Origin of the sequence: Aeromicrobium sp. Root495 (assembly GCF_001426755.1) — a bacterium.
Taxonomy (GTDB): Bacteria; Actinomycetota; Actinomycetes; order Propionibacteriales; family Nocardioidaceae; genus Aeromicrobium.
Window position 1 is genome coordinate 1,201,270 of the sequence record NZ_LMFJ01000001.1, and the last position, 25,459, is coordinate 1,226,728.

23 protein-coding genes are annotated in these 25,459 nt (G+C 70.9%); all 23 read left to right on the plus strand.

Going from position 1 to position 25,459, the window contains the following annotated elements; all coding sequences use genetic code 11:
• Positions 1–44 precede the first annotated feature (44 nt).
• Entirely contained in the window at positions 45–752 is a 708-nt protein-coding gene (locus ASD11_RS06080; protein WP_056288476.1) for an MBL fold metallo-hydrolase, read from the plus strand.
• 1 nt (position 753) lies between these two features.
• Positions 754–2,097, plus strand: a complete 1,344-nt coding sequence (gene hisS, locus ASD11_RS06085; protein ID WP_056284611.1) for a histidine--tRNA ligase — start codon at positions 754–756, stop codon at positions 2,095–2,097.
• Complete coding sequence (gene aspS, locus ASD11_RS06090; RefSeq protein ID WP_056284612.1) at positions 2,094–3,863, plus strand: aspartate--tRNA ligase; 1,770 nt, start codon at positions 2,094–2,096, stop codon at positions 3,861–3,863. The genes hisS and aspS overlap by 4 nt, the downstream gene beginning before the upstream one ends.
• A gap of 21 nt (positions 3,864–3,884) precedes the next feature.
• On the plus strand, positions 3,885–5,249 hold the full coding sequence (locus ASD11_RS06095; protein ID WP_056284615.1) for a replication-associated recombination protein A: 1,365 nt from the start codon (positions 3,885–3,887) through the stop codon (positions 5,247–5,249).
• Between the two features lie 172 nt (positions 5,250–5,421).
• Positions 5,422–5,931: a hypothetical protein gene (locus tag ASD11_RS06100; protein ID WP_056284616.1), complete on the plus strand. Its 510-nt coding sequence runs from the start codon at positions 5,422–5,424 to the stop codon at positions 5,929–5,931.
• Positions 5,928–6,209, plus strand: a complete 282-nt coding sequence (locus ASD11_RS06105; RefSeq protein WP_056284619.1) for a DUF6167 family protein — start codon at positions 5,928–5,930, stop codon at positions 6,207–6,209. Before ASD11_RS06100 ends, ASD11_RS06105 begins: the two co-directional genes overlap by 4 nt.
• Entirely contained in the window at positions 6,209–8,872 is a 2,664-nt protein-coding gene (gene alaS, locus ASD11_RS06110) for an alanine--tRNA ligase (RefSeq protein ID WP_056284624.1), read from the plus strand. The genes ASD11_RS06105 and alaS overlap by 1 nt, the downstream gene beginning before the upstream one ends.
• A gap of 8 nt (positions 8,873–8,880) precedes the next feature.
• Positions 8,881–9,336, plus strand: a complete 456-nt coding sequence (gene ruvX, locus ASD11_RS06115) for a Holliday junction resolvase RuvX (RefSeq protein WP_327019520.1) — start codon at positions 8,881–8,883, stop codon at positions 9,334–9,336.
• A 7-nt stretch (positions 9,337–9,343) separates the two neighbouring features.
• A complete protein-coding gene (gene mltG, locus ASD11_RS06120) occupies positions 9,344–10,492 on the plus strand; it encodes an endolytic transglycosylase MltG (protein WP_056284627.1) in 1,149 nt (382 codons plus the stop codon).
• A gap of 4 nt (positions 10,493–10,496) precedes the next feature.
• The gene (locus ASD11_RS06125; RefSeq protein ID WP_056284629.1) at positions 10,497–11,318 is read left to right on the plus strand and encodes a hypothetical protein; all 822 of its coding nucleotides are present in this window, start codon (positions 10,497–10,499) and stop codon (positions 11,316–11,318) included.
• A 9-nt stretch (positions 11,319–11,327) separates the two neighbouring features.
• Positions 11,328–12,062 (plus strand): prepilin peptidase, encoded by a 735-nt coding sequence (locus tag ASD11_RS06130; protein ID WP_056284631.1) that lies wholly within the window; start codon positions 11,328–11,330, stop codon positions 12,060–12,062.
• Between the two features lie 47 nt (positions 12,063–12,109).
• A complete protein-coding gene (gene aroC / locus ASD11_RS06135) occupies positions 12,110–13,312 on the plus strand; it encodes a chorismate synthase (RefSeq protein ID WP_056284634.1) in 1,203 nt (400 codons plus the stop codon).
• Positions 13,309–13,854, plus strand: coding sequence for a shikimate kinase (locus tag ASD11_RS06140; RefSeq protein ID WP_056284637.1), 546 nt, complete (start codon positions 13,309–13,311; stop codon positions 13,852–13,854). Before aroC ends, ASD11_RS06140 begins: the two co-directional genes overlap by 4 nt.
• A complete protein-coding gene (gene aroB / locus ASD11_RS06145) occupies positions 13,851–14,945 on the plus strand; it encodes a 3-dehydroquinate synthase (RefSeq protein ID WP_056284640.1) in 1,095 nt (364 codons plus the stop codon). Before ASD11_RS06140 ends, aroB begins: the two co-directional genes overlap by 4 nt.
• Entirely contained in the window at positions 14,942–16,027 is a 1,086-nt protein-coding gene (locus ASD11_RS06150) for a M24 family metallopeptidase (protein WP_235503256.1), read from the plus strand. Before aroB ends, ASD11_RS06150 begins: the two co-directional genes overlap by 4 nt.
• On the plus strand, positions 16,027–16,590 hold the full coding sequence (gene efp / locus ASD11_RS06155; protein WP_056284643.1) for an elongation factor P: 564 nt from the start codon (positions 16,027–16,029) through the stop codon (positions 16,588–16,590). The genes ASD11_RS06150 and efp overlap by 1 nt, the downstream gene beginning before the upstream one ends.
• The gene (gene nusB, locus ASD11_RS06160; protein ID WP_056284645.1) at positions 16,590–17,063 is read left to right on the plus strand and encodes a transcription antitermination factor NusB; all 474 of its coding nucleotides are present in this window, start codon (positions 16,590–16,592) and stop codon (positions 17,061–17,063) included. The genes efp and nusB overlap by 1 nt, the downstream gene beginning before the upstream one ends.
• A 299-nt stretch (positions 17,064–17,362) precedes the next feature.
• Positions 17,363–17,941 (plus strand): bifunctional pyr operon transcriptional regulator/uracil phosphoribosyltransferase PyrR, encoded by a 579-nt coding sequence (gene pyrR / locus ASD11_RS06165; protein WP_056284646.1) that lies wholly within the window; start codon positions 17,363–17,365, stop codon positions 17,939–17,941.
• Positions 17,938–18,882, plus strand: a complete 945-nt coding sequence (locus ASD11_RS06170) for an aspartate carbamoyltransferase catalytic subunit (RefSeq protein WP_056284649.1) — start codon at positions 17,938–17,940, stop codon at positions 18,880–18,882. The genes pyrR and ASD11_RS06170 overlap by 4 nt, the downstream gene beginning before the upstream one ends.
• On the plus strand, positions 18,879–20,174 hold the full coding sequence (locus ASD11_RS06175) for a dihydroorotase (RefSeq protein WP_056284652.1): 1,296 nt from the start codon (positions 18,879–18,881) through the stop codon (positions 20,172–20,174). The genes ASD11_RS06170 and ASD11_RS06175 overlap by 4 nt, the downstream gene beginning before the upstream one ends.
• The gene (gene carA / locus ASD11_RS06180; protein ID WP_056284655.1) at positions 20,171–21,313 is read left to right on the plus strand and encodes a glutamine-hydrolyzing carbamoyl-phosphate synthase small subunit; all 1,143 of its coding nucleotides are present in this window, start codon (positions 20,171–20,173) and stop codon (positions 21,311–21,313) included. Before ASD11_RS06175 ends, carA begins: the two co-directional genes overlap by 4 nt.
• Positions 21,313–24,633: a carbamoyl-phosphate synthase large subunit gene (gene carB / locus ASD11_RS06185; RefSeq protein WP_056284658.1), complete on the plus strand. Its 3,321-nt coding sequence runs from the start codon at positions 21,313–21,315 to the stop codon at positions 24,631–24,633. The genes carA and carB overlap by 1 nt, the downstream gene beginning before the upstream one ends.
• On the plus strand, positions 24,630–25,454 hold the full coding sequence (gene pyrF, locus ASD11_RS06190; protein WP_056284659.1) for an orotidine-5'-phosphate decarboxylase: 825 nt from the start codon (positions 24,630–24,632) through the stop codon (positions 25,452–25,454). Before carB ends, pyrF begins: the two co-directional genes overlap by 4 nt.
• The last annotated feature ends 5 nt before the right edge of the window (positions 25,455–25,459 follow it).

The following is a 25,459-nucleotide window of genomic DNA, read 5'->3' on the forward strand; positions in this document are numbered from 1 at the left end:
CGCGGCGACCGGTGGCACCGCCGCACTCGCGTACCCTGTCCGACGTGCTTCTCACGTCCTTCCCGGCCGGTCCGCTGCAGGCCAACTGCTATGCCGTGGCGCGCGAGGCAGGTGCCGGCTGCGCCCTCGTCGATCCCGGGATGGACGCCATGGACGGCGTGCACGCCGTGGTGGCCGAGCACGACCTGCGCGTCGAGGCCGTGCTCATCACCCACGGTCACTTCGACCACATGTGGAACGCGCAGGACGTCGCCCGCGAGTACGGGTGCCCCGTGTGGATCCACCCGGCCGACCGGCACCTGCTCAGCGACCCCATGGCCGCCATTTCGGGTCCCTCCGCGGCCATGCTGCGCGCTCAGTTCGGCCTGGAGAACATTCCGGAGTTCACCGAGCCCGCCGACGTGCGCGACGCCGTCGATGGTGCCGTCATCGAGGTCGACGGGCTCTCGATCACGGTCGACCACGTCCCCGGCCACACGCCCGGCACGGTCTACTACCGCGTCGACTACGACGGACCCGAGCCCGTCTCGCAGGTCATGTTCTCCGGGGACTTCCTGTTCGCCGGCTCCATCGGTCGCACCGACCTCACGGGCGGCTCGCACCCCGAGATGCTGCACAGCCTGCGCGAGCGCGTGCTCCCGCTGGCCGACGACGTCGTCGTGCTGCCCGGGCACGGTGGCCAGACCACGATCGGTCGCGAGCGGGTCACCAACCCGTTCCTCGCCGAGCTCATCGACGGGACGGAGGCCTGACATGGCCAAGCTGAGTGGCTTCCCCGAGCTCCTGCCGGCCGAGCGCAACGCCGAGCTCGCCGTGCTGGAGGTGCTGCGCCGCACGTTCGAGCTGCACGGCTTCGCCAACCTCGAGACGCGCGCCGTCGAGCCGATGGACACGCTGTTGCGCAAGGGCGAGATCGACAAGGAGGTCTACGTCCTACGGCGCCTGCACGAGACCGGCGACGGCGACTCGGGCATGGGACTCCACTACGACCTCACGGTGCCCTTCGCACGGTTCGTGCTCGAGAACGCCGGCAAGCTGGAGTTCCCGTTCCGCCGCTACCAGATCCAGAAGGTGTGGCGTGGTGAGCGGCCTCAGCAGGGCCGGTTCCGCGAGTTCACGCAGGCCGACATCGACATCGTCGGCGACGGGTCGCTGCCGTTCCACGCCGACGTCGAGGTGGCCCGGGTCATGGCAGAGGCGCTCGCGCTCCTGCCCGTGCCGGCCATGACTCTGCAGGTGAGCAACCGCAAGGTCCTGGAGGGGTTCTACCTCGGACTGGGCGTCGTCGAGCCCACCGCGGTCATGCAGGTCGTCGACAAGCTCGACAAGCTGCCGGGCGAGAAGATCCTCGAGCTCCTGGCCGAGCAAGGGCTGTCGGACGAGCAGGCACGGGCGTGCCTCGCCCTCGCCGAGATCAGTGCGCCGGACACGTCGTTCGTCGACCGCGTGCGCGCGCTCGGCGTGAACCACCCCATGCTCGACGAGGGCCTGGGCGAGCTGGCCGCCGTCGTCGAGGCGTGCGCCGGCATCGAGGGCGTCACCGTCCTGGCCGACCTCCGCATCGCGCGCGGCCTCGACTACTACACCGGCACCGTCTTCGAGACCCGCATGGCGGGCTACGAGCACCTCGGCTCGGTGTGCTCAGGTGGACGCTACGACCAGCTCGCGTCCGACGGGAAGCGCACGTTCCCCGGCGTCGGCATCTCGCTCGGCGTCTCGCGCCTCATCGTGCCGCTCGTGGCCGATGGTCTCGTGGCCGACCGCTCCGTCCCGTCGGCCGTCCTCGTGGCGCTCGTCGACGAGGCGAGCCGCGACCGCAGCGACGCTGCCGCGCAGATCCTTCGCTCGCGCGGCATCCCCACCGAGGTGGCGGCGTCGGCGCAGAAGTTCGGCAAGCAGATCCGCTACGCCGAGCGTCGAGGCATCCCGTACGTCCTGTTCCCCGGCGAGGACCCCGGCTTCGGTGGAACTAGTGTGAAGGACATCCGCAGCGGCGAGCAGGTCGACGTCGACCTCGGCTCGTGGTCCCCACCCGACGAGGACCTGCGGCCCCGCATCCAGCAGCCCAGCACCGACCCCCAGGAGAAGACACCGTGATCCGCACGCACGACGCCGGAACCCTGACCGCCGCCAACGTCGGCGAGCAGGTCACCCTTGCCGGATGGGTCGCGCGTCGTCGAGACCATGGCGGTGTCGCCTTCATCGACCTGCGCGAGGCCTCGGGTGTCGTCCAGGTGGTCGTGCGCGAGGAGGTGGCCCACCAGCTCCGCTCCGAGTTCTGTCTCAAGATCGTCGGCAGCGTCCAGAAGCGTCCTGAGGGCAACGAGAACACCGGCATCACGACGGGCGAGATCGAGGTCATCGCCGAGGACGTCGAGATCCTGAGCACGTCCGCGCCCCTGCCCTTCCCCATCGACGAACACGTGGAGGTCGGTGAGGAGGCTCGCCTCAAGTACCGCTACCTCGACCTGCGCCGCCCGGCCCCGGCGCACGCCATCCGCCTGCGCAGCAAGGTCAACGCCGTGGCGCGCACCGTCCTCGAGGGACACGACTTCGTCGAGGTCGAGACGCCCACCCTCACGCGCTCCACGCCCGAGGGCGCGCGCGACTTCCTCGTGCCCGCGCGGCTGCGCCCCGGAAGCTGGTACGCGCTGCCGCAGAGCCCGCAGCTCTTCAAGCAGCTGCTCATGGTGGGCGGCCTCGAGCGGTACTACCAGATCGCGCGCTGCTACCGCGACGAGGACTTCCGCGCCGACCGCCAGCCCGAGTTCACCCAGCTCGACATCGAGATGAGCTTCGTCGACCAGGAGGACGTCATGTCCCTGGCCGAGGAGATCTACGTGGCGCTCTGGAAGCTCATCGACGTCGAGCTGCCGCGCCCGTTCCCGCGCATCACGTACGCCGACGCCATGGGCAAGTACGGCTCTGACAAGCCCGACCTGCGCTTCGACCTGGAGCTCACCGAGCTCACCGAGTACTTCAAGGACACGCCGTTCCGCGTGTTCCAGGCGCCGTACGTGGGGGCCGTCGTGCACCCCGGCGGTGCCGACCAGCCGCGCCGCACGCTCGACGCCTGGCAGGACTGGGCCAAGCAGCGCGGTGCGCGCGGCCTCGCCTACGTGCTCGTGCAGGAGGACGGCTCGCTCACCGGGCCCGTCGCCAAGAACCTGTCCGACGCCGAGCGCGACGGTCTCGTCGCCGCCGTGGGTGCCAAGCCCGGCGACGCCGTGTACTTCTCGGCCGGCCCGGTCAAGACCTCGCGCCAGCTGCTCGGTGCGGCTCGCCTCGAGATCGGTCGCCGCGTCGGCCTCATCGACGAGTCGGCCTGGTCGTTCGCGTTCGTCGTCGACTGGCCCATGTTCGAGGCCGTGAGCGAGCTCGACTCCGGCGACGTCGCCGTGGGCGGCGGTGAGTGGACCGCGGTGCACCACGCGTTCACCGCGCCCAAGGACCCGGCCACCCTGGCCGAGCCCGGCACGTCCCTCGCACAGGCCTACGACATCGTCTGCAACGGCAACGAGGTCGGCGGCGGCTCGATCCGTATCCATCGCGAGGACGTGCAGAAGCGCGTCTTCGAGATCATGGGCATCGGCGAGGCCGAGGCGGAGGAGAAGTTCGGCTTCCTGCTCGACGCGTTCAAGTACGGCGCCCCGCCGCACGGCGGCATCGCGTTCGGCTGGGACCGCACGGTCGCCCTGCTGGCCGGCGCCGACTCCATCCGCGACGTCATCGCGTTCCCCAAGTCCGGTGGCGGCTACGACCCGCTCACCGCGGCTCCGGCTCCCATCACCGACGAGCAGCGCGCCGAGGCCGGGGTCGACTTCGAGCCCGAGGACGACGACGAGGCCGCGGATCAGTCCTGACCGGCGACTAGGCTCGGCAGGGTGAGCGACGGACTGTTCGACCTGCCGGGCCAGGGTGGCGGCTCGCGACCCCTCCCGGCCGGGAGCCTCGCCGGCAACGCGCACTCCTCGGCGCCGCTCGCGGTGCGCATGCGTCCGCACTCGCTCGACGAGCTCGTGGGCCAGCAGCACCTGCTGGCCCCGGGCTCGCCGCTGCGCCAGGTCATCGACGGCGACCAGCCGCTCACCATCCTGCTGTGGGGTCCTCCCGGCACGGGCAAGACCACCATCGCCTCGCTCATCAGCCGCCACACCGATCGTCGGTTCGTCGAGGTCTCGGCCGTGTCGGCGGGGGTCAAGGAGGTGCGCGAGGTCATCAACGGAGCGCGCCAGGCGCTGGCCAACACGGGCCAGGAGACGGTGCTGTTCGTCGACGAGGTCCATCGCTTCAGCAAGGCTCAGCAGGACGCCCTGCTGCCGGGCGTCGAGAACCGTTGGGTCTCGCTCGTCGCGGCCACCACCGAGAACCCGCACTTCAGCGTCATCTCACCGCTGCTGAGCCGCTCGCTGCTGCTCACGCTCCAGTCGCTCACCGACGACGACGTCGCCGTGATGGTGCGCCGTGCCGTCGAGGACGAGCGGGGGCTCAAGGGGGCCGTCACGCTCAGCGACGACGCGCTCGACCACCTCGTGCGGCTCGCGGGCGGCGACGGGCGTCGAGCCCTCACGTACCTGGAGGCGTCGGCAGGGGCCACCAGGGCGCAGGGGCGCACCGAGATCACGGTCGACGACGCCGCACTCGCGGTCGATCGCGCGGCCGTGCGGTACGACCGTCAGGGCGACCAGCACTACGACGTCACGAGCGCGTTCATCAAGTCCATCCGAGGCTCCGACGTGGACGCCGCGCTGCACTACCTCGCCCGCATGGTGGAGGCGGGGGAGGACCCCAAGTTCATCGCCCGCCGACTCATGATCCATGCGAGCGAGGACATCGGCATGGCCGATCCCACCGCGCTTCCCGTGGCCACGGCGACGGCGCAGGCCGTCGCCATGATTGGCTTCCCGGAGGCGAGGATCCCGCTCGCCCAGGCAGTCATCCACCTCGCCACGGCGCCCAAGTCCAACGCGGTCGTCCGTGCCATCGACGCGGCCATGTCGGACGTGCGGGCCGGCAAGGTGGGGGCGGTCCCGCCGGCGCTGCGCGACGCTCACTACTCCGGTGCCAAGAAGCTGGGTCACGGCCACGACTACCGGTACGCCCACGACGACCCGCGGGGCGTGGTGCCGCAGCAGTACGCGCCCGACGACGTCGACGGCACCGAGTACTACTCGCCCACCACGCACGGCTTCGAGGCCCGCGTGACCGACCGGCTGGCCATGATCCGCAAGATCCTCCGCGACCGCTGACCGGCCTGGTGGTCCTGCCACCGCATGAGCGTCCAGCCAGGTGGGCGGTGGTTCTGCCACCGATAAGAGCCCCTTTCGGTGGAGGATCCACCGCTCGGCGCTGGGGGTCGGCTTTCGGTGGAGGATCCACCGCCCGGGAGCGGAGGCGCGCAGGGCTAGTAACCTCGTGCACATGCCTCTCGACGTCGCGATCCTCGTCGCGACCGCGGTGCTCGCGGTCGTGGCGGTGAGCGCAGCGGTGGTGGCCGTGCGGGCTGCGCGGCGCATCTCGACGCCCAGTGGCGCAGACCGGATCGCGAGTGGCCCAGATCGGCACGACGCGCCGTCCCAGAACAGCCATCGTGCGCCGCTCGAGGACGCGGCGGTCGTGGCGAGCGTGCCGGAGCCGGCTCGGATCGTGGAGGGGCGGGTCGTGGTGGTCCCGACGGCGGAGCAGGTCGCCGTGGCCGCGCTGACACGCCCGTCGGTCCGGCTCGCGACACTGGGCCGAGGCCTCGCCCACGCGCTCCGTCCGGAGAGCCGTGACCGTATCGTCGCGCTCATGCGTCGCGAGTACCGACAGCGTCGGCGCGAGCGGCTGCGGGCCGGTCGTCAGGCTGCCCGCGCCAAGCACCGCGCTCCCACCGACCCCAACCAGCACTGGCTGGGCGAGCTTCCCCCCGGGCGAGGGGCGGAGTCGTGAGACCCACCAGGGCTGCCTGGTTCCTCGCCGGCACGGCTGCAGGCGTCTATGCCTCGGCCAAGGCCCGGCGAGCCGCCTATCGGCTGTCCATGCCCGGACTGATCGACCAGGCCGCCGCCCTGGGAACCGGCTGGCGTGCCTTCAGCGCGGAGGTGCGCGACGGCGCGGCCGCCCACGAGACGCAGCTGGCCAGACAGCTCGGCGACGCGCATCACGCCGCCTTCGCCGAGCTTCCCGAAGACTCATTCCAGAACGACACCGAGAGAGACCCCTCCTGATGCAGACCGCAGAGATCCGGCGCCGATTCCTCGCTCACTTCGAGGCCGCCGGCCACACGGTCGTGCCCTCGGCCCCGCTGCTGCTCGACGACCCCAACCTGCTGTTCGTCAACGCCGGCATGGTGCCCTTCAAGCCGTACTTCCTGGGTCAGGAGACGCCGCCGTTCCACACGGCCACGAGCGTCCAGAAGTGCGTGCGCACCCTCGACATCGAGGAGGTCGGCAAGACCACGCGGCACGGCACGTTCTTCCAGATGAACGGCAACTTCAGCTTCGGCGACTACTTCAAGGAAGGCGCCATCTCGCACGCGTGGCGCCTCATCACGGGGAACGACGCCGACGGCGGGCTCGGCCTCGACGCCGACACCGTGTGGGTCACCGTCCTCGAGGGCGACGACGAGTCGCGCGCGCTGTGGAAGACCATCGCGGGACTGCCCGACGAGCGCATCCAGACCCGCGACAAGAACGACAACTACTGGCACATGGGCGTGGAAGGCCCCGGTGGTCCGTGCAGCGAGATCTACATCGACCGTGGACCCGAGCACGGCCAGGACGGCGGCCCCGTCGTCGACGAGGACCGCTTCCTCGAGATCTGGAACCTGGTGTTCATGCAGGAGGAGATCACGAACGTCCAGTCCAAGGACACGTTCGACGTCGTGAAGCCGCTGCCCAAGCAGAACATCGACACCGGCATGGGCCTGGAGCGCGTCGCCTACCTGCTCCAGGGCAAGCAGAACATGTACGAGATCGACGAGGTCTTCCCCGTCATCGAGCGTGCCGCGGAGCTGAGCGGTCGTCGCTACGGCGCCGACCACACCGACGACGTCCGCTTCCGCGTCGTGGCCGACCACGTCCGCAGCGGCCTCATGCTCATGGGCGACGGCGTGAAGCCCGGCAACGAGGCGCGCGGCTACGTGCTGCGCCGGCTCCTGCGTCGTGCGGTCCGGTCCATGCGCCTGCTCGGCTACGAGGACCCGGCCCTGCCGGCGCTCCTCCCGGTGAGCCTCGAGCGCATGAAGGCCTCCTACCCCGAGCTCGAGGCGGACTTCCCGCGCATCGAGCAGGTCGCCTACGCCGAGGAGGAGGCGTTCCGCCAGACGCTCGGCAAGGGGACGCAGATCTTCGACATGGCCGTCTCGGACGTGAAGGACAAGGGCGGGCCCGGTCTGAGCGGCGAGGCCGCCTTCACCCTTCACGACACCTACGGGTTCCCCATCGACCTGACGCTCGAGATGGCCGCGGAGCAGGGCCTCGAGGTCGACGCCGACGGCTTCCGCTCGCTCATGGCTGAGCAGCGGGCGCGGGCCAAGGCCGACGCCAAGTCCAAGAAGGGGCTCCACGCCGACACCTCGGGCTACCGCCAGGCGCTCGACACCTTCGGCCCCACCGACTGGCAGGCCTACTCGGCGCTCTCCACCGAGTCGAAGGTCCAGGCGCTGCTGTCCGAGGGCCTCTCAGTGCCGGCCATCGCGTCCGGATCCGTCGGCGAGGTCGTGCTCGACCGCACTCCCTTCTACGCCGAGTCCGGTGGTCAGAACGCCGATGCCGGCACCCTCACGTGGGACGGCGGCCGAGCCGAGGTGCTCGACGTCCAGCGGCCCATCAAGGGACTAGTGGTCCACCAGGTCCGTGTCCTGGACGGTGAGCTCACGCTCGACACCACGCTGTCGGCCGACGTCGACCACGAGTGGCGCCTCGGCGCGCGCCAGGCGCACTCGGGCACGCACGTCGTGCACGCGGCCCTGCGCGAGGTGCTCGGCCCCACCGCGCTGCAGGCCGGCTCGTACAACCGTCCCGGCTACCTGCGGCTCGACTTCGGCTGGAACGGCGGGCTCAGTGCCGAGCAGCTGCACGACGTGGAGCACGTCTCCAACCGTGCGCTCCGCGAGGACCTCGCGGTCTCCGCGCAGTACATGACGCTCCCGGAGGCGAGGGAGTGGGGCGCGCTCGCGCTCTTCGGCGAGACGTACGGCGAGCAGGTCCGCGTCGTCGAGATCGGTGGCCCGTGGTCCCGGGAGCTGTGCGGCGGCACGCACGTCGAGCGCTCCAGCCAGATCGGCACCGTCGTGGTCACCTCCGACTCCTCCGTGGGCGCGGGCAACCGGCGCATCGAGGCCCTGACGGGCATCGAGGGCTTCCAGTACCTCGCCAAGGAGCGTGACCTGGTGCTGCAGCTCACCGACCTCCTGAAGGCGCAGCCGGGCGACGTCCCTGCGCGCGTCCAGGACCTCCTCGGCCGGCTCAAGGCCACCGAGAAGGAGGTGGAGCGTCTCAAGGCCGCCCAGCAGGGCGACGTCGCGGGCGAGCTCGTGAAGAACGCCGCCGACGTCAACGGCATCGCACTCGTCACCCATCGCGCCGAGGGACTCGGCGGTGGCGACGTCCGCTCCCTCGCGCTCGACCTCCGCGGCCGGCTCCAGGGCCGCCCTGCCGTCGTGGTGGTCGTCGGCACCGCCGGCGACAAGGCCGGTGTGGTCGTCGCGCTCGACCAGGGCGCCCAGGACCGCGGTCTCAGCGCCAACGCGCTCGTCGGGGTCATCGGGGAGCACGTGGGCGGACGCGGTGGCGGCAAGGCCGACGTCGCCCAGGGCGGCGGCACCGACGTGTCGGGGATCGATGCGGCTTTCGCCGCTGTCGAGCATGCCGTCCGTTCGGCCGGCTGACCCGGCCGATGACCATGCGCAGGGGTCGCCGGCTCGGGGTCGACGTCGGTGACGTCCGGATCGGTGTCGCGGTGTGTGACCCCGACGGACTCGTGGCGACGCCGGTGGAGACCGTCCCGGCCGGGCCGCGATCCATCGCGCGGCTCGTCGAGATCACCGAGGAGGCGGGCGCCTTCGAGGTCGTCGTGGGGCTTCCCAAGTCGCTCAACGGCCGCGAGGGACCGGCCGCGGTGAAGGTTCGCGGCTACGCCCTCGAGCTGCTCGCGGCCCTGCCCGACGAGGTCCAGGTGCGGCTCTTCGACGAGCGCATGACCACCATGACGGCCGCATCTCTCCTGCGGCAGGGCGGCAAGTCCAGCAAGATGAGTCGGAACGTGATCGACCAGGCAGCCGCTACCGTGATCCTTCAGGGAGCCTTGGACGCCGAACGGACCCGCGGGACTGCCCCGGGCGAGACCTTGTGAGGACAGTGTGAGCGACAGCGGACTCGACATCATGACCAGTGGCGACGACTCGGGCGGAGCCGGAGGCTCCTCGCGGGGCGGGCGCCGCAGGGCCGACACCCCTCGGCGCAAGCCGATCGGCCGCTGGGTCGTCGTCCTGGTGGTGCTGGTGGCCGTCGTCGCCGGCGGCTTCTGGGCGTACGGCAAGGTCTCCGACCGGTTCGCCGGCGCCGAGGACTACTCCGGCGCAGGCACGGGCCAGGTCACCGTGGAGATCCCGTCGGGAGCCGGCGGTCAGCAGATCGCCAACATCCTGGTCAAGCAGGACGTCGTCAAGAGTGCCGAGGCGTTCTACCAGCTGGTGCTGAAGGACGAGCGGATCAACCAGGTCCAGGCGGGCTTCTACACGTTGCGCAAGCAGATGTCGGCCGAGAACGCCCTGCGCGGTCTCGTCGACAAGGGCAACCGGGTCGAGGGCCGCGTCGTGGTCCCTGAGGGTTCGCGCGTCGGGCAGATCGTGAAGGCCATCGCGGCCGGCTCGGAGATCAAGGCCGCCGACGTCACCAAGCAGCTCGACGACCCGAGCAAGCTCGGCCTTCCGCCGGAGGCCAACGGCAACCCCGAGGGCTACCTGTTCCCCGCCACGTACACGGTCGAGCCCGGCACCACGGCCCTCGAGCTCCTGCAGCAGATGGTGCAGAAGACCCTCGCGGTCGAGAAGAGCCTCGACATCGAGACGCGGGCCGCAGCGCTCGGGCTCGACAAGGAGCAGGTCCTCACGGTGGCGAGCATCCTCGAGTACGAGGCCAACCGTAAGGTCGACTACCCCAAGGTCGCCCGTGTCCTCTACAACCGCATCGAGCAGAACATCCCGCTGCAGCTCGACTCCACGGTCTCCTACGTGAGCCAGCGCGAGGGCGACGTGTGGACCACGCCCGACGAGCGAGCCAACCCCTCGCTCTACAACACCTACCAGCACCAGGGCCTGCCGCCGGGACCCATCGGATCGCCGGGTGAGGTGACCATCGAGGCTGCGCTCAACCCCGACGACGGCGACTGGCTCTACTTCGTGCCCGACTTCGAGAAGGGCACGACCGTCTTCACGAACAACCTGGCCGACCACGAGCGGGCCGCCGACAAGGCGCGCGAGTACTGCCGCACCCACGAGGAGTGCTGATCGCGTGACGGCACGCTCGTGCGGCGTCGTGGGCTCGCCCATCGCCCACTCGCTGTCGCCGGTCATGCACCGAGCGGCCTACGACGCTCTCGGGCTCGACTGGTCGTACGAGGCCAGCGAGGTGGCCGAGGGCCGGCTCGCCCAGCACGTGGCCGACCTCGGCCCGTCCTGGCGCGGGCTGTCGGTCACGGCTCCGCTCAAGCGTGAGGCGGCCCGCCTGGCCGACTCCTCCGACCACGTCGTGCTGCTCACAGGAGTGGCCAACACCCTCGTCCGCGGCGACGACGGCCGTGTCGAGGCGTCCAACACCGACGTGCCCGGTGCCGTGAGCGCGCTCGTGGAGCGAGGCATCGACCAGGTCCCGCTCGTGCGGGTCCTGGGCGGCGGGGCCACTGCGGCCTCCGTCGCCCACGCCGTGGCCGGACTGGGTGCCGTCCGCCTGGAGCTGGTGGTGCGCGACGCCGCGCGAGCCGACGAGGCGCGGGCCGCGGGGGAGCGAGCCGGGCTCGAGGTCGCGGTCGCCCTCGTCGACGAGCCCATGCTCGACGTCGCCGACCTCCTCGTCTCCACCATCCCGGGCGGCACGTTCCAGGGCCGCGCGGCCGAGCTCGTCGGGTCGGCGCGTGCGGTGTTCGACGTGGCCTACGAGCCGTGGCCCTCGGTCCTGGTCCAGGCGGCGGAGCGCGACGGTCGCCCTGCGGCCACCGGGCTCGACCTCCTCGCGCACCAGGCCGCGCTCCAGGTCCGCCTCATGACGGGGCACGAGGTGAAGGTCGACCTCCTGCGGACGGCCGCCCTCGACCACCTGGACCGAGTCACTCACTAGGGTGGCGACGTGCTGACCGTCGTCGTCTCCGTGCTCGCCGCTGCCCTCGTGGGGGCGGCCGGCCCTCGGGTCCTGGCCGTGCTGCCCGAGCCCGAGCCGGCGGAGCCCGCTCCGTCGGAGGAGGGCGTCGAGGGTGAGGCGCCGCCCGTCGAGGAGGAGCCCAAGCCGCTCTACGCCGATCTCGCGCGCACCCGAGGTCTCGCCCTGTGGCTCGCGCTCGGCGCGGCCGTCCTGGCGGCCCTCAGCACCTACCCGCTGCGGGACGAGCCGTCCTTCGCGCCCGTGTGGGTGCTGTTCTCCGGTGTCGGGGCCTGGCTGGCCTTCATCGACTGGCGGACCCGGCTGCTCCCGTTCATGATCACGGTGCCGCTGCACGCCGGCGTCCTGCTCCTCGTGGCACTGGCCGCGCTCCTCCAGCGGGACTGGTCGGTGCTCGTGCACGGTCTGGTCGGCAACGTCGTGCTCTTCGCCGTCTTCTGGATCCTGTGGTTCGTCGGCACCCGGTTCCGCGGCGGAGCGCTCGGCTACGGCGACGTCCGTCTCGGGGCCGTCATCGGTCTCGCGCTCGGCCCGCTGGGGTCCACCACCACGACGGTGGGCGGCTACGCCGGGTTCCTGCTGGGCGCTGTCGGCGGACTCGTCCTGTCCGCCCTCAAGATCGTGAACCCGCGCTCCTTCGCGTTCGGGCCCTACCTCGTGGTGGGCGCGGCGCTCGGTGTCGCCCTGGGTCCGGTCTTCGGCTGACACGGGCCCCGTCGGGGCGTGAACGGCCGCGTGGAACAATTCCGCTCATGCTCCGTTGGTTGACGGCCGGTGAATCCCACGGCCCCGCACTCGTCGCCGTTCTCGAAGGACTTCCGGCCGGGGTGCAGGTGACCAGCACGGACATCCAGGCCGCCCTGGCCCGACGTCGGCTCGGCTACGGCCGCGGTGCCCGGATGGCCTTCGAGGCCGACGAGCTCGAGGTCATCGGCGGCCTGCGTCACGGCCTCACGCTCGGCAGCCCTGTCGCGCTGCGCATCGGCAACAGCGAGTGGCCCAAGTGGGACCAGGTCATGTCGGCCGACCCCGTCGACGAGGAGACCCTCGCCGGACTCAAGCGCGGTGCTCCGCTCACCCGCCCGCGTCCGGGCCACGCCGACCTCGCCGGGATGCAGAAGTACGACTTCGACGAGGCCCGTCCCGTCCTCGAGCGTGCGAGCGCCCGGGAGACCGCGGCCCGTGTCGCCATCGGCGAGGTGGCTGCGCAGTTCGTCGCGCAGGCCACCGGAGCCAGGATCGTGTCGCACGTGGTGGAGCTGGGCACGGTGCGTGTCCCCGCCGGGTCGGCCGTGCCCACGCGCGCCGACCTCGCCGAGCTCGACGCCGACCCCGTGCGTTGCTTCGACCCCGCCACGAGCGCCGCGATGGTCGCGGAGATCGACGTGGCCCACAAGGACGGCGACACGCTCGGTGGCGTCGTCGAGGTGGTCGTCGACGGTCTCCCGCCCGGACTCGGCTCCTACACGCACTGGGACCGGCGTCTCGACGCGCGCCTCGCCGCGGCCCTCATGGGGATCCAGGCCATCAAGGGCGTCGAGGTGGGCGACGGCTTCGAGCTGGCGCGCACCCGGGGCTCCCTCGCGCACGACGAGATCCTGCCCGCAGAGGGCGAGGAGGGCTCGGACACGCTGCACGTGAAGCGCGCCTCGGGCCGCTCCGGCGGCACCGAGGGCGGGATGACCACGGGCGAGACCCTGCGCGTGCGCGCAGCCATGAAGCCCATCGCCACCGTCCCGCGGGCCCTGCGCACCGTCGATGTCGGCACGGGCGAGGAGACCAAGGCGCACCACCAGCGCTCCGACGTCTGCGCCGTGCCTGCTGCCGGCATCGTGGCCGAGGCCATGGTCGCGCTCGTCGTGGCCGAGGCCATCACGGAGAAGTTCGGCGGCGACTCGGTGGGGGAGACGCGACGCAACGTCGAGTCCTACCTCGCCTCGCTCCGGGTCCGATGACGAGATCCTCCACGGGACCCGTCGTGGTCCTCGTGGGCCCGCCTGGAGCGGGCAAGTCCACGGTGGCCCGGGGCCTGGCCAGGCGGCTGGGCGTCGCGGTGCGCGACACCGACCACGACGTCGAGGACACCGTCGGCAAGCCGGTGTCGGAGATCTTCATCGACGACGGTGAGGCTCGCTTCCGTGAGCTCGAGGCGGCGGCCGTGCAGGCCGCGCTCCAGGAGCACGAGGGGGTGCTCGCCCTCGGCGGCGGGGCGATCCTCGCCGAGGAGACGCGCGCTGCACTCGCGGGTCGTCCCGTGGTGTTCCTCGAGGTCGGACTCGCCGAGGAGGCCCGCCGCGTGGGCCTCGGGACGTCGCGACCCCTCCTGCTCGGTAACGTTCGGGCCACGCTGAAGCTGCTGCGCGACGAGAGGGAGCCGCTGTACCGGTCCGTCGCGCGGTGGACGGTCGTCACCGACGGCCTGACCCCCGAGGCCGTGACCGAGAAGGTCGCCGCCTTGATCCACGAGGAGACCCGCACGATGGACGACCGCGCATGACCCGACTGAGGGTCGAGACCGCATCCCCCTACGAGGTGCTGGTCGAGGCCGGTGCGCACCGCGAGGTCCCGCACGTCCTGGACTCGCTCGGCGACGACGTCCGGCGGGTGGCCATCATCCACGCCCCGGCCGTGCGTGAGCGTGCCGAGGACCTGCGCGACTTCGTGAAGGGGCCTGCGCTCGAGGCGCACCTCATCGAGGTCCCCGACGGCGAGCAGGCCAAGCAGGCCGAGGTGCTCACCTTCTGCTGGGACGTCCTCGGTCGGGCGGGCTTCACGCGCTCCGACGTCGTGATCGGGCTCGGCGGCGGATCCACCACCGACCTCGCCGGATTCGTGGCGGCCAGCTGGCTCCGCGGCGTGCGGTTCCTGAACCTGCCCACCACGGTGCTCGGCATGGTCGACGCGGCCGTGGGCGGCAAGACCGGCATCAACACGGCGTCCGGCAAGAACCTCGTGGGCGCGTTCCACGAGCCGGTCGCCGTCCTGTGCGACCTCGACATGCTTCAGGGGCTGCCACGCTCGGAGCTGCGCAGCGGCATGGCCGAGATCGCCAAGTGCGGCTTCATCGCGGCACCCTCGATCCTCGAGCTCATCGAGAGCGCCGGCCCCTCGTCGGTCCTCGATCCCACCTCGCCGATCCTGGCCGAGCTCATCGCCCAAGGCATCGGCGTGAAGGCTCGCACGGTCGCCGGCGACCTTCACGAGACGGGCGCCGACGGCACCGTCGGTCGGGAGGCACTCAACTACGGCCACACGCTCGGGCACGCCATCGAGCGCGTCACGGGCTACACCGTTCGACACGGCGAGGCCATCAGCATCGGGATGGTCTTCGTGGCCGAGCTCGCCCACCGCGTGGGCCGCATCGACGACGAGCTGCTGGAGCGGCACCGCTCGGTCCTGACCCTGCTCGGTCTCCCCACCACCTACACCGGAGACTTCGAGCCGGCCCTGGCCGCCATGCGGGTCGACAAGAAGACCCGCGGTGACCAGCTCCGGTTCGTCGTGCTGGAGGCGCTGGCGCGGCCGTCGGTCCTGGCCGGCCCCGACGAGGACGTGCTCCGGGCGTCCTTCGAGGCGCTCAGGCCGTGACAGGACCGTCAGCAGACCAGCTGCAGGCTCGTCGCGACGCCGTCGTCCGGCGGCTGCGCGACCGCGGACTCGCCGGTCTTCTCGTCACCACGCTGGTCAACGTCCGCTACCTCACGGGCTTCACCGGGTCCAACGGGGCGCTCGTCCTGCCCACCGAGGGGACAGGGGTGTTCCTCACCGATGGTCGGTACCAGGACCAGGCCGCCGACGAGGTCCCCGGTCTCGAGCTGCTCATCACCCGCGACCTGGTGGGCGAGGGTGGTCGGCGCATGACCGGCTCCTCCGATGCCTGGGCCGTGGAGACCCACACGCTGAGCGTCGACGACCACAGCCGGCTCGACGAGCACGAGGTCGCTTCGGCCGAGCGTGTCGTCGAGTCCGTGCGCGAGGTCAAGGACGAGTACGAGGTCGAGGCGCTGCGTGAGGCCTGCGCCATCTCGGTGCAGGCCCTCGGGGCGCTGCTCGAGGGACCGCTCGTGGGACGCAGCGAGCGCGACGTCGCGCGCGACCTCGAGTGGCGGATGCTGTCCCTGGGAGCCGAGGCCATCGCGTTCGAGACGATCCTGGCCTCGGGGCCCCACAGCGCCGTCCCGCACCACCACCCCACGGACCGGGTGATCGAGTCGGGCGACCTCCTCAAGATCGACTTCGGGGCCCGGGTGGCCGGGTACCACGCCGACTGCACGCGGACCGTCGTCCTCGGACCTCCGGCGGACTGGCAGCGCGAGATCCATGCAGCCGTCCGCGAGGCGCAGGCCGCCGGTGTCGAGGCGCTCGTCGAGGGTGCTGTGCCGTCCGACGTCGACGCCCTGGTGCGTGGCTCGCTCGACGCAGCGGGCTGGCTCGACTGGTTCACCACCGGCCTCGGCCACGGGGTGGGACTGCAGATCCACGAGGACCCGTTCTTCGGCCCGAGCAACGCCGGTAGACTGGCTCCTCGCACCACCCTCACGATGGAGCCGGGGATCTACCTGCCGGGCCGTGGGGGAGTGCGCATCGAGGACACCGTCCTCGTGACGAGCCAGGGGCAGCGTCCCGTCGTGCTCACCGAGTTTCCCACCGAGCTGCTGGAGATTGCCTGATGGCCACCACGAACGACCTGAAGAACGGCCTCGTTCTCAACATCGACGGAAACCTCTGGACCGTCGTCGAGTTCCAGCACGTCAAGCCGGGCAAGGGCCCCGCCTTCGTGCGCACCAAGCTGAAGAGCATCGCCTCCGGCAAGGTCGTCGACAAGACCTTCAACGCGGGCACCAAGGTCGAGACGGCCACGGTCGACAAGCGCGACATGCAGTACCTGTACAACGACGGCCAGGCCTACGTCTTCATGGACAAGAACACGTTCGACCAGACGGAGATCCAGCCCGAGGCCATGGGCACGTCCGTGGACTTCCTCCTCGAGAACCAGGACGCCGTCGTGGCCACCAACGACGGCACCGTGCTCTACGTCGAGCTGCCCGCCTCGGTCGAGATCCTGGTCCAGCACACCGACCCGGGCCTCCAGGGCGACCGCTCCAGCGGCGGCACCAAGCCCGCCACGCTCGAGACCGGCCGCGAGATCCAGGTCCCGCTGTTCATCACCTCGGGCGAGAAGATCCGCGTGGACACCCGCGACGGCAGCTACCTCGGCCGCGTGAAGGCCTGATGGGCGCCCGCACCAAGTACCGCAAGCGCGCCCTCGACATCCTCTTCGAGTCCGAGGCGCAGGGCACCACCACGGGCGGCACGCTGGCGCAGCGCCTCGAGATCAACGACCCGCCGGTCAATGCGTACTCGGTGCACCTCGTGGAGGGCGTCATCGCCCACGGCGAGTCCATCGACGCGCTCCTCACCGAGCACGCCAAGGGCTGGTCGCTCGACCGCATGCCCGCGGTCGACCGCAACCTGCTGCGCATCGCCACGTTCGAGATCCTGCACGAGGACGACGTCCCCGACGCCGTCGCCGTTAACGAGGCCGTCGAGCTGGCCAAGGAGCTCAGCACCGACGAGTCACCGTCGTTCGTGAACGGTCTGCTGAGCCGCATCGTCGAGGTCAAGCCGACGCTGGGTGACCTGGCGCCGGTGCCGGCCGAGGCGTCGGACGACGTCGAGCCGTCCTCGGACGACACGGAGCTGTAGCCCGACCGACGAACGATGAGGGTTCGTGGTCGCTGGGACGACCGCATTCCCTCATCGTTGGTCTCCGTCGTGGCAAGGATGAGGGTTCGTGGTCGCTGTGACGACCGCATTCCCTCATCGTTGGTCTCCGTCGTGGCAAGGACGAGGGGTCGGGGTCGCTGGGACGACCACGAACCCTCATCGTTCGTCCTCGGGCGGGGGTGAGCCGCGTCCGTCGGGGCCGATCCGCGCTGGTAGACTCGATCCCGTTAACAGACATCCTTTAACCACCGTCCTGTGAGGCGGAGAAGGAGGTCAGCGTGGCTTCTACGAGCCCTGCTGTCGGAACGCCCGGACACTCGCCGGGACGCACCGTCCTCGACGACACCGACATCTCCCGCGCGTTGACTCGGATCACTCACGAGATCCTCGAGAAGAACCGCGACGCCGAAGGACTCGTCCTCCTCGGCATCCCCACGCGAGGGGTCCACCTCGCGCAGCGCATCGCCGCTCGGATGAGCGAGGTCGAGGGCCGCACCATCACGCCCGGCGCCCTCGACATCACGATGTACCGCGACGACCTGCGCCGCGGTCCGGTCCGCAGCCTCGAGCACACCGACATCCCCGACGACGTCGACGGCAAGACCGTGGTCCTCGTCGACGACGTCCTCATGAGCGGCCGCACCATCCGCGCCGCGCTCGACGCCCTCGCCGACCTCGGCCGCCCCAAGGCCGTCCAGCTCGCCGTCCTCGTGGACCGGGGCCACCGCGAGCTACCGATCCGCGCCGACTTCGTGGGCAAGAACCTGCCCACCTCGCTCGCCGAGAAGGTCAAGGTCCGGCTCGAGGAGATCGACGAGCAGACCGACTCGGTCACCATCGAGGGAGGCAGCGAATGAAGCACCTCCTGAGCGCCGGCGACCTCACGCACGAGGACGCCCTGCGCATCCTCGACACGGCCGAGGAGCTCTTGGGGGTGGCCAAGCGCCCCATCAAGAAGCTCCCCACGCTGCGGGGCCGCACCGTGGTGAACCTGTTCTTCGAGGACTCCACCCGCACGCGCATCAGCTTCGAGGCCGCCGCCAAGCGCCTCTCCGCCGACGTCATCAACTTCTCCGCCAAGGGCTCCAGCGCCTCCAAGGGCGAGGGCCTCAAGGACACCGCGCTCACGCTTCAGGCCATGGGAGCCGACGCCGTGGTGGTCCGCCACCACCACTCCGGCGCCCCACACCGTCTCGCCCACGCCGAGTGGACCAAGGGCGCGGTCATCAACGCGGGCGACGGCACGCACGAGCACCCCACCCAGGCCCTGCTCGACGCCTTCACGATGCGCCGCCACCTCAACGACGGCGTGGGCGACCTCGCCGGCAAGAACATCACGATCGTCGGCGACGTGCTGCACAGCCGCGTGGCGCGCTCCAACGCGCTGCTCCTCCACACCCTCGGTGCCCACGTCACGCTCGTCGCGCCACCCACGCTCCTTCCGGTCGGGGTGGAGCACTGGCCGGTCGAGACCTCCTACGACCTCGACGCCTCCCTCGAGAAGGCCGACGCCGTCATGATGCTCCGCGTGCAGCGCGAGCGCATGAACGCCTCGTTCTTCCCCAGTGCGCGCGAGTACAGCCGCCGGTACGGGCTCGACACGGCTCGCATGAACCGCCTGCCCGAGCACGCCATCGTCATGCACCCCGGCCCGATGAACCGCGGCATGGAGATCAGTGCCGACGTCGCTGACTCGGGTCGTTCGGTCATCGTCGAGCAGGTCACCAACGGCGTGGCGGTCCGCATGGCCGTCCTCTACCTCCTCGTCGGAGGCTCCACGGAAGGAGACACGGAATGACCGTGATCCGTCAGGTCCGCCTCCTCGGTGAGGACGTCGTCGACATCGCCATCGAGGGCGGCGTCATCACCGCCGTCGGCACCGACCTCCCGACCGGCGACCACGACGTCGTCGACGGCCAGGGCCTCATCGCGCTGCCCGGCCTCGTCGACCTCCACACGCACCTGCGCGAGCCGGGCCGCGAGGACGCCGAGACCGTGCGCACCGGCACCATGGCCGCTGCCCGCGGTGGCTTCACGTGCGTCCACGCCATGGCCAACACCGACCCCGTCGCCGACACCGCCGGCGTGGTCGAGCAGGTCTGGCGTCTCGGCCGCGAGGCCGGCTACTGCGACGTGCAGCCCGTCGGCGCCGTCACCGTCGGTCTGGCGGGGGAGCAGCTCGCCGAGCTGGGCGCCATGGCCGACTCCGCCGCCGGGGTCCGGGTCTTCTCCGACGACGGCAAGTGCGTCTCCGACGCCGTCCTGATGCGCCGCGCCCTGGAGTACGTGAAGGCATTCGGCGGTGTCATCGCGCAGCACGCGCAGGAGCCCCGCCTCACCGAGGGCGCCCAGATGAACGAGGGCATCCTCTCCGGCGAGCTCGGCCTCACGGGGTGGCCCGCCGCTGCCGAGGAGGCCATCGTGGCCCGCGACTGCGTGCTCGCCGCGCACGTCGGTTCTCGGCTGCACGTCTGCCACCTCTCCACGCGCGGCTCGGTCGAGATCGTGCGCTGGGCCAAGAGCAAGGGCTGGGACGTCACGGCCGAGGTCACGCCGCACCACCTGCTCCTCACCGACGAGCTCGTCCGCAGCTACGACCCCATCTACAAGGTCAACCCGCCGCTGCGCTCCGCCGACGACGTCGCCGCGGTCCGCGAGGGCCTGGCCGACGGGACGATCGACATCGTCGCCACCGACCACGCACCGCACCCCATGGAGGACAAGGAGTGCGAGTGGAACGCCGCGGCGTTCGGCATGATCGGCCTCGAGACCGCGCTGTCGGTCGTCCAGCAGACCATGGTCGACACCGGGCTCCTCACGTGGGCCCAGGTCGCCGACCGGATGTCCACGGCCCCCGCCCGCATCGGCCGCGTCGCCGACCACGGGCGCCCCATCGCCGTCGGCGAGCCGGCCAACGTCGTGCTCTACGACCCCGCGGCCACCCGCGTCGTCGAGCCGGCCGACACGGCCTCCCTCTCGCGCAACACCCCCTACCGCGGCCACGAGCTGCCCGGACGCGTCGTCGCCACCTTCCTGCGCGGCCACGCCACGGTGCTCGACGGCGCCCTCACCGAAGGAGTCCCCGCATGAGCGCCCCCCAGGAAGCGATCCTCGTCCTCGAGGACGGCCGCACCTTCCGCGGTGAGTCCTACGGGGCCACCGGCACCACGATCGCCGAGATCGTCTTCGCCACCGGCATGACCGGGTACCAGGAGACCATCACCGACCCCTCGTACCGCGGCCAGATCGTGGTCATGACGGCGCCGCACATCGGCAACACCGGCGTCAACGACGAGGACTTCGAGTCGCGCCGGGTGTGGGTCGACGGCTACGTCGTCCGCGAGCCCTCGCGCGTGCGCAGCAGCTGGCGCGCCAACAAGAGCCTCGACGACCTCCTCACCGAGCAGGGCGTCGTCGGCATCAGCGGCGTCGACACGCGTGCTCTCACGCGCCACCTGCGCGAGCGGGGCTCCATGCGGGCCGCCATCAGCACCGAGCACAGCGACGTCGAGGCGCTCGCGCGGCTCGTCAACGACGCGCCCACCATGGAGGGCGCCAACTTCCTCGCCGACGTGACCACGCCCGAGGCGTACGTCGTCCCGGCGCAGGGGGAGAAGCGCTACACCGTCGCGGCCATCGACCTCGGCATCAAGGGCATGACGCCTCGCCGGCTGGCCGAGCGCGGCATCGAGGTGCACGTCCTGCCCGCCACCTCCACGATCGAGGACGTGCTCGCCGTCGCTCCCGACGGCGTCTTCATGTCCAACGGCCCCGGCGACCCGTCCACCGCCGACCACGTCGTTGGCGTGCTGCGCGAGGTCCTCGACCGCAAGATCCCCTACTTCGGCATCTGCCTCGGCAACCAGATGCTCGGCCGGGCGCTCGGTCGCGGCACCTACAAGCTCAAGTACGGCCACCGCGGGATCAACCAGCCCGTGCAGGACCGCACCACCGGCAAGGTCGAGATCACGAGCCAGAACCACGGCTTCGCGGTCGACGCCCCGCTCGACGGCACCTTCGAGACGCCCTACGGCGACGCGCACGTGACCCACGTCGGGCTCAACGACCAGGTCGTCGAGGGCATCGCGCTCGTCGACGGCCCGGCGTTCAGCGTCCAGTACCACCCCGAGGCCGCGGCCGGACCCCACGACGCCGCCTACCTGTTCGACCGCTTCGTCGAGCTCATGGACACCCACCCGAGCCCCCACTCCAGCAAGGTGACTGCCTGATGCCCAAGCGCACTGACATCGCGTCGGTCCTCGTCATCGGCTCCGGCCCGATCGTCATCGGTCAGGCCTGCGAGTTCGACTACTCCGGCACGCAGGCGTGCCGCGTCCTCCGCGAGGAGGGCATCCGGGTCATCCTCGTGAACTCCAACCCGGCCACGATCATGACCGACCCGGAGTTCGCCGACGCCACCTACGTCGAGCCCATCACGCCGGAGTTCGTCGAGAAGGTCATCGCCCTGGAGCGCCCCGACGCACTGCTCGCGACCCTCGGCGGCCAGACGGCGCTCAACGCCGCCATCGCCCTCGACAAGGCCGGCGTGCTCGAGAAGTACGGCGTGGAGCTCATCGGCGCCTCCATCGAGGCCATCGAGAAGGGCGAGAACCGCGAGTCCTTCAAGGAGGTCGTCGCCACGCTGCCTCCCGAGTGGGGTGCGGAGTCGGCCAAGTCGGTCATCTGCCACACCATGGAGGACTGCCTCGCCGGCGTCCCCGAGCTGGGCGGCTACCCCGTCGTCGTGCGTCCGTCGTTCACGATGGGCGGCTCGGGCTCGGGCCTCGCGTACGACGAGGCCGACCTGCACCGCATCGCCGGCTCCGGCCTGGCGCTCAGCCCCACCACCGAGGTGCTCCTGGAGGAGTCCATCCTGGGCTGGAAGGAGTACGAGCTCGAGGTCATGCGCGACACGGCCGACAACGTCGTGATCGTCTGCTCCATCGAGAACCTCGACCCCATGGGCGTCCACACGGGCGACTCCATCACCGTGGCGCCGGCCATGACCCTGACCGACGTCGAGTACCAGCGTCTGCGCGACATCTCGATCGGCATCATCCGCGAGGTCGGCGTCGACACCGGCGGCTGCAACATCCAGTTCGCCGTGAACCCCGAGGACGGCCGCATCGTCGTCATCGAGATGAACCCGCGGGTCTCGCGCTCGTCGGCCCTGGCCTCCAAGGCCACCGGCTTCCCGATCGCCAAGATCGCGGCCAAGGTCGCCGTCGGCTACACGCTCGACGAGATCCCCAACGACATCACGCAGGAGACCCCGGCCAGCTTCGAGCCCACGCTCGACTACGTCGTGGTCAAGGTCCCGCGCTTCGCCTTCGAGAAGTTCCCCGCCGCCGACCCCACGCTCACGACGCACATGAAGTCCGTCGGCGAGGCCATGGCCATCGGGCGCAGCTTCACGGAGGCCCTCCAGAAGGCACTGCGCTCGCTCGAGCGTCCCGAGGCGGCCTTCGACTGGGAGAAGGACTTCGTCGAGCTCGACAAGGCGTCCCTGCTCGAGGAGATCAAGGTCCCGCACGACGGCCGGCTCAAGAAGGTCATGGACGCCATCCGCGCGGGAGCCACGCCGGAGGAGATCTTCGACGCCACCAAGATCGACCCCTGGTGGCTCGACCAGCTCTCGCTCATCAACGAGGTGGCGCTCGAGCTCATCGAGGCCGACGAGCTCAACCCGACGCTGCTGCGCCGCGCCAAGCGGCACGGGTTCTCCGACACCCAGATCGGAAAGATCCGCGGCCTCAGCGACGGCGTGGTGCGGGGCGTGCGTCACGCCCTCGGCATCCGCCCGGTCTACAAGACCGTCGACACGTGCGCTGCCGAGTTCTCGGCCAAGACGCCGTACCACTACTCCTCGTACGACGAGGAGACCGAGGTGGAGCCGCGTGAGAAGCCGGCCGTCCTGATCCTCGGCAGCGGTCCCAACCGCATCGGCCAGGGCATCGAGTTCGACTACTCCTGCGTGCACGCCGCGCTCGCGCTGTCCGAGGTCGGTTACGAGACCGTGATGGTCAACTGCAACCCCGAGACCGTCTCCACCGACTACGACACGTCGGACCGGCTCTACTTCGAGCCGCTGACGCTCGAGGACGTGCTCGAGATCGTGCACGCCGAGCAGCAGGCCGGCCCCGTCGTCGGCGTCATCGTGCAGCTCGGTGGCCAGACGCCGCTGGGCCTCGCCGCAGGGCTCAAGGCCGCGGGCGTTCCCATCGTCGGCACGTCGCCCGAGGCCATCGACCTCGCGGAGGAGCGGGGTGCCTTCGGCCGGGTGCTCGCCGCCGCCGACCTGCCGGCTCCCAAGCACGGCACGGCCACCACGTTCGCGGAGGCCAAGGAGATCGCCGACGAGATCGGCTACCCGGTCCTCGTGCGTCCGTCGTACGTCCTGGGCGGCCGCGGCATGGAGATCGTCTACGACGAGCCCACCCTGGAGGGCTACATCAGTCGCTCCACGCTCATCTCGCCCGAGCACCCCGTGCTCGTCGACCGGTTCCTCGACGACGCCGTGGAGATCGACGTCGACGCGCTCTACGACGGCGAGCAGCTGTTCCTCGGCGGCGTCATGGAGCACATCGAGGAGGCCGGGGTGCACTCCGGCGACTCGGCGTGCGTCCTGCCGCCCATCACGCTCGGTGACCTCGAGATCGAGGACATCCGGCGCTCCACCGAGGCCATCGCGGCCGGCGTGGGCGTGCGCGGGCTCATCAACATCCAGTTCGCCCTGAGCTCGGACACCCTCTACGTGCTGGAGGCCAACCCCCGCGCGTCGCGCACGGTGCCGTTCGTGTCGAAGGCCACCAACACCCAGCTCGCCAAGGCGGCGGCCCGGCTCATGCTGGGCGAGAGCATCGCCGAGCTGCGGGTCGCCGGTGTGCTCCCGGCCGAGGGCGACGGCGGCAAGCTTCCTCCCGCCGCGCCCATCGCGGTCAAGGAGGCGGTCATGCCGTTCAACCGCTTCCGCACCTACGAGGGCACGTACGTCGACACCATCCTGGGCCCGGAGATGCGCTCCACCGGAGAGGTCATGGGCATCGACTCCGGCTTCGGCGTCGCGTTCGCCAAGAGCCAGGCGGGTGCCCAGAACGGGCTGCCCACCTCGGGACAGGTCTTCGTGTCCGTGGCCAACCGCGACAAGCGCCACATGATCTTCCCGGTCAAGCGTCTCGCCGACCTGGGCTTCGAGATCCTCGCCACCCGTGGCACGGCCGAGGTGCTGCGCCGCAACGGCGTCAAGGCCACCGAGATCCGCAAGCTGGCCGAGGAGCCGCTCGAGGGCGAGACACGATCCACGATCGTCGACAAGATCAAGGCCCGCGACGTGCAGCTCATCATCAACACGCCGCACGGCGTCACGGCCGGCGCCAACGCGCGGGTCGACGGCTACGAGATCCGCACGGCCGCCGTGGCCGAGGGGATTCCGTGCATCACGACGGTGCAGGGCCTCGCCGCCGCGGTGCAGGGCATCGAGGCACTCATCGAGCAGCGCATCGAGGTGCGCTCGCTGCAGTCCTGGGCCAGCGAGGTCACGGGCGCATGAGCTTCGGCTCGCGGGCCCGGGCGGCCATCGACGCGTACGGGCCGGCCTGCATCGGCATCGACCCCCACAGCTCGCTGCTGGAGGCGTGGGGCCTCGGTGACGACCTCGACGGGCTCGAGCGCTTCGCCGCCACGTGCGTCGAGGCGTTCGCCGGGAAGGTCGGCTTCGTGAAGCCTCAGTCGGCGTTCTTCGAGCGCTTCGGGTCGGCCGGCGTGGCCGTCCTGGAGCGCACCATCCAGGACCTGCGCCACACCGGGTCGCTCGTGGTGCTCGACGTCAAGCGCGGCGACATCGGCAGCACGGCGGCGGCCTACGCCGACGCCTACCTCGACGAGGACAGCCCGATGTGTGCCGACGCCGTCACGGTGAGCCCGTTCCTGGGGTTCGGCTCGCTGGCGCCGTTCCTCGCCGCGGCGGAGAAGAACGACGGCGGGGTCTTCGTCCTCGCTCTCACCTCCAACCCCGAGGGCCCGGAGGTCCAGCACGCCCGCACCGACGGCCCGGGGGAGCGGACGGTGGCCGGCACGATGCTCGACCACCTGCGCGACGCCAACGCCGGGGCCACCCCCATGGGCTCGTACGGGGCCGTCGTCGGCGCCACGATCGGCTCCACCGACGAGGACCTCGACATCAACGGACCGCTCCTCGTCCCCGGGTACGGCGCCCAGGGCGGCACGGTCGACGACCTGCGCCGGTTGTTCGGCGACGTGTCGGCCAACGTGCTTCCCTCGACGTCGCGCGGAGTCCTCGCCGCCGGACCCGACGTGACGGCGCTGCGGGATGCGGCGCTCCGCACCAACGACGAGCTGCGTGGCTTGTAGGCTCT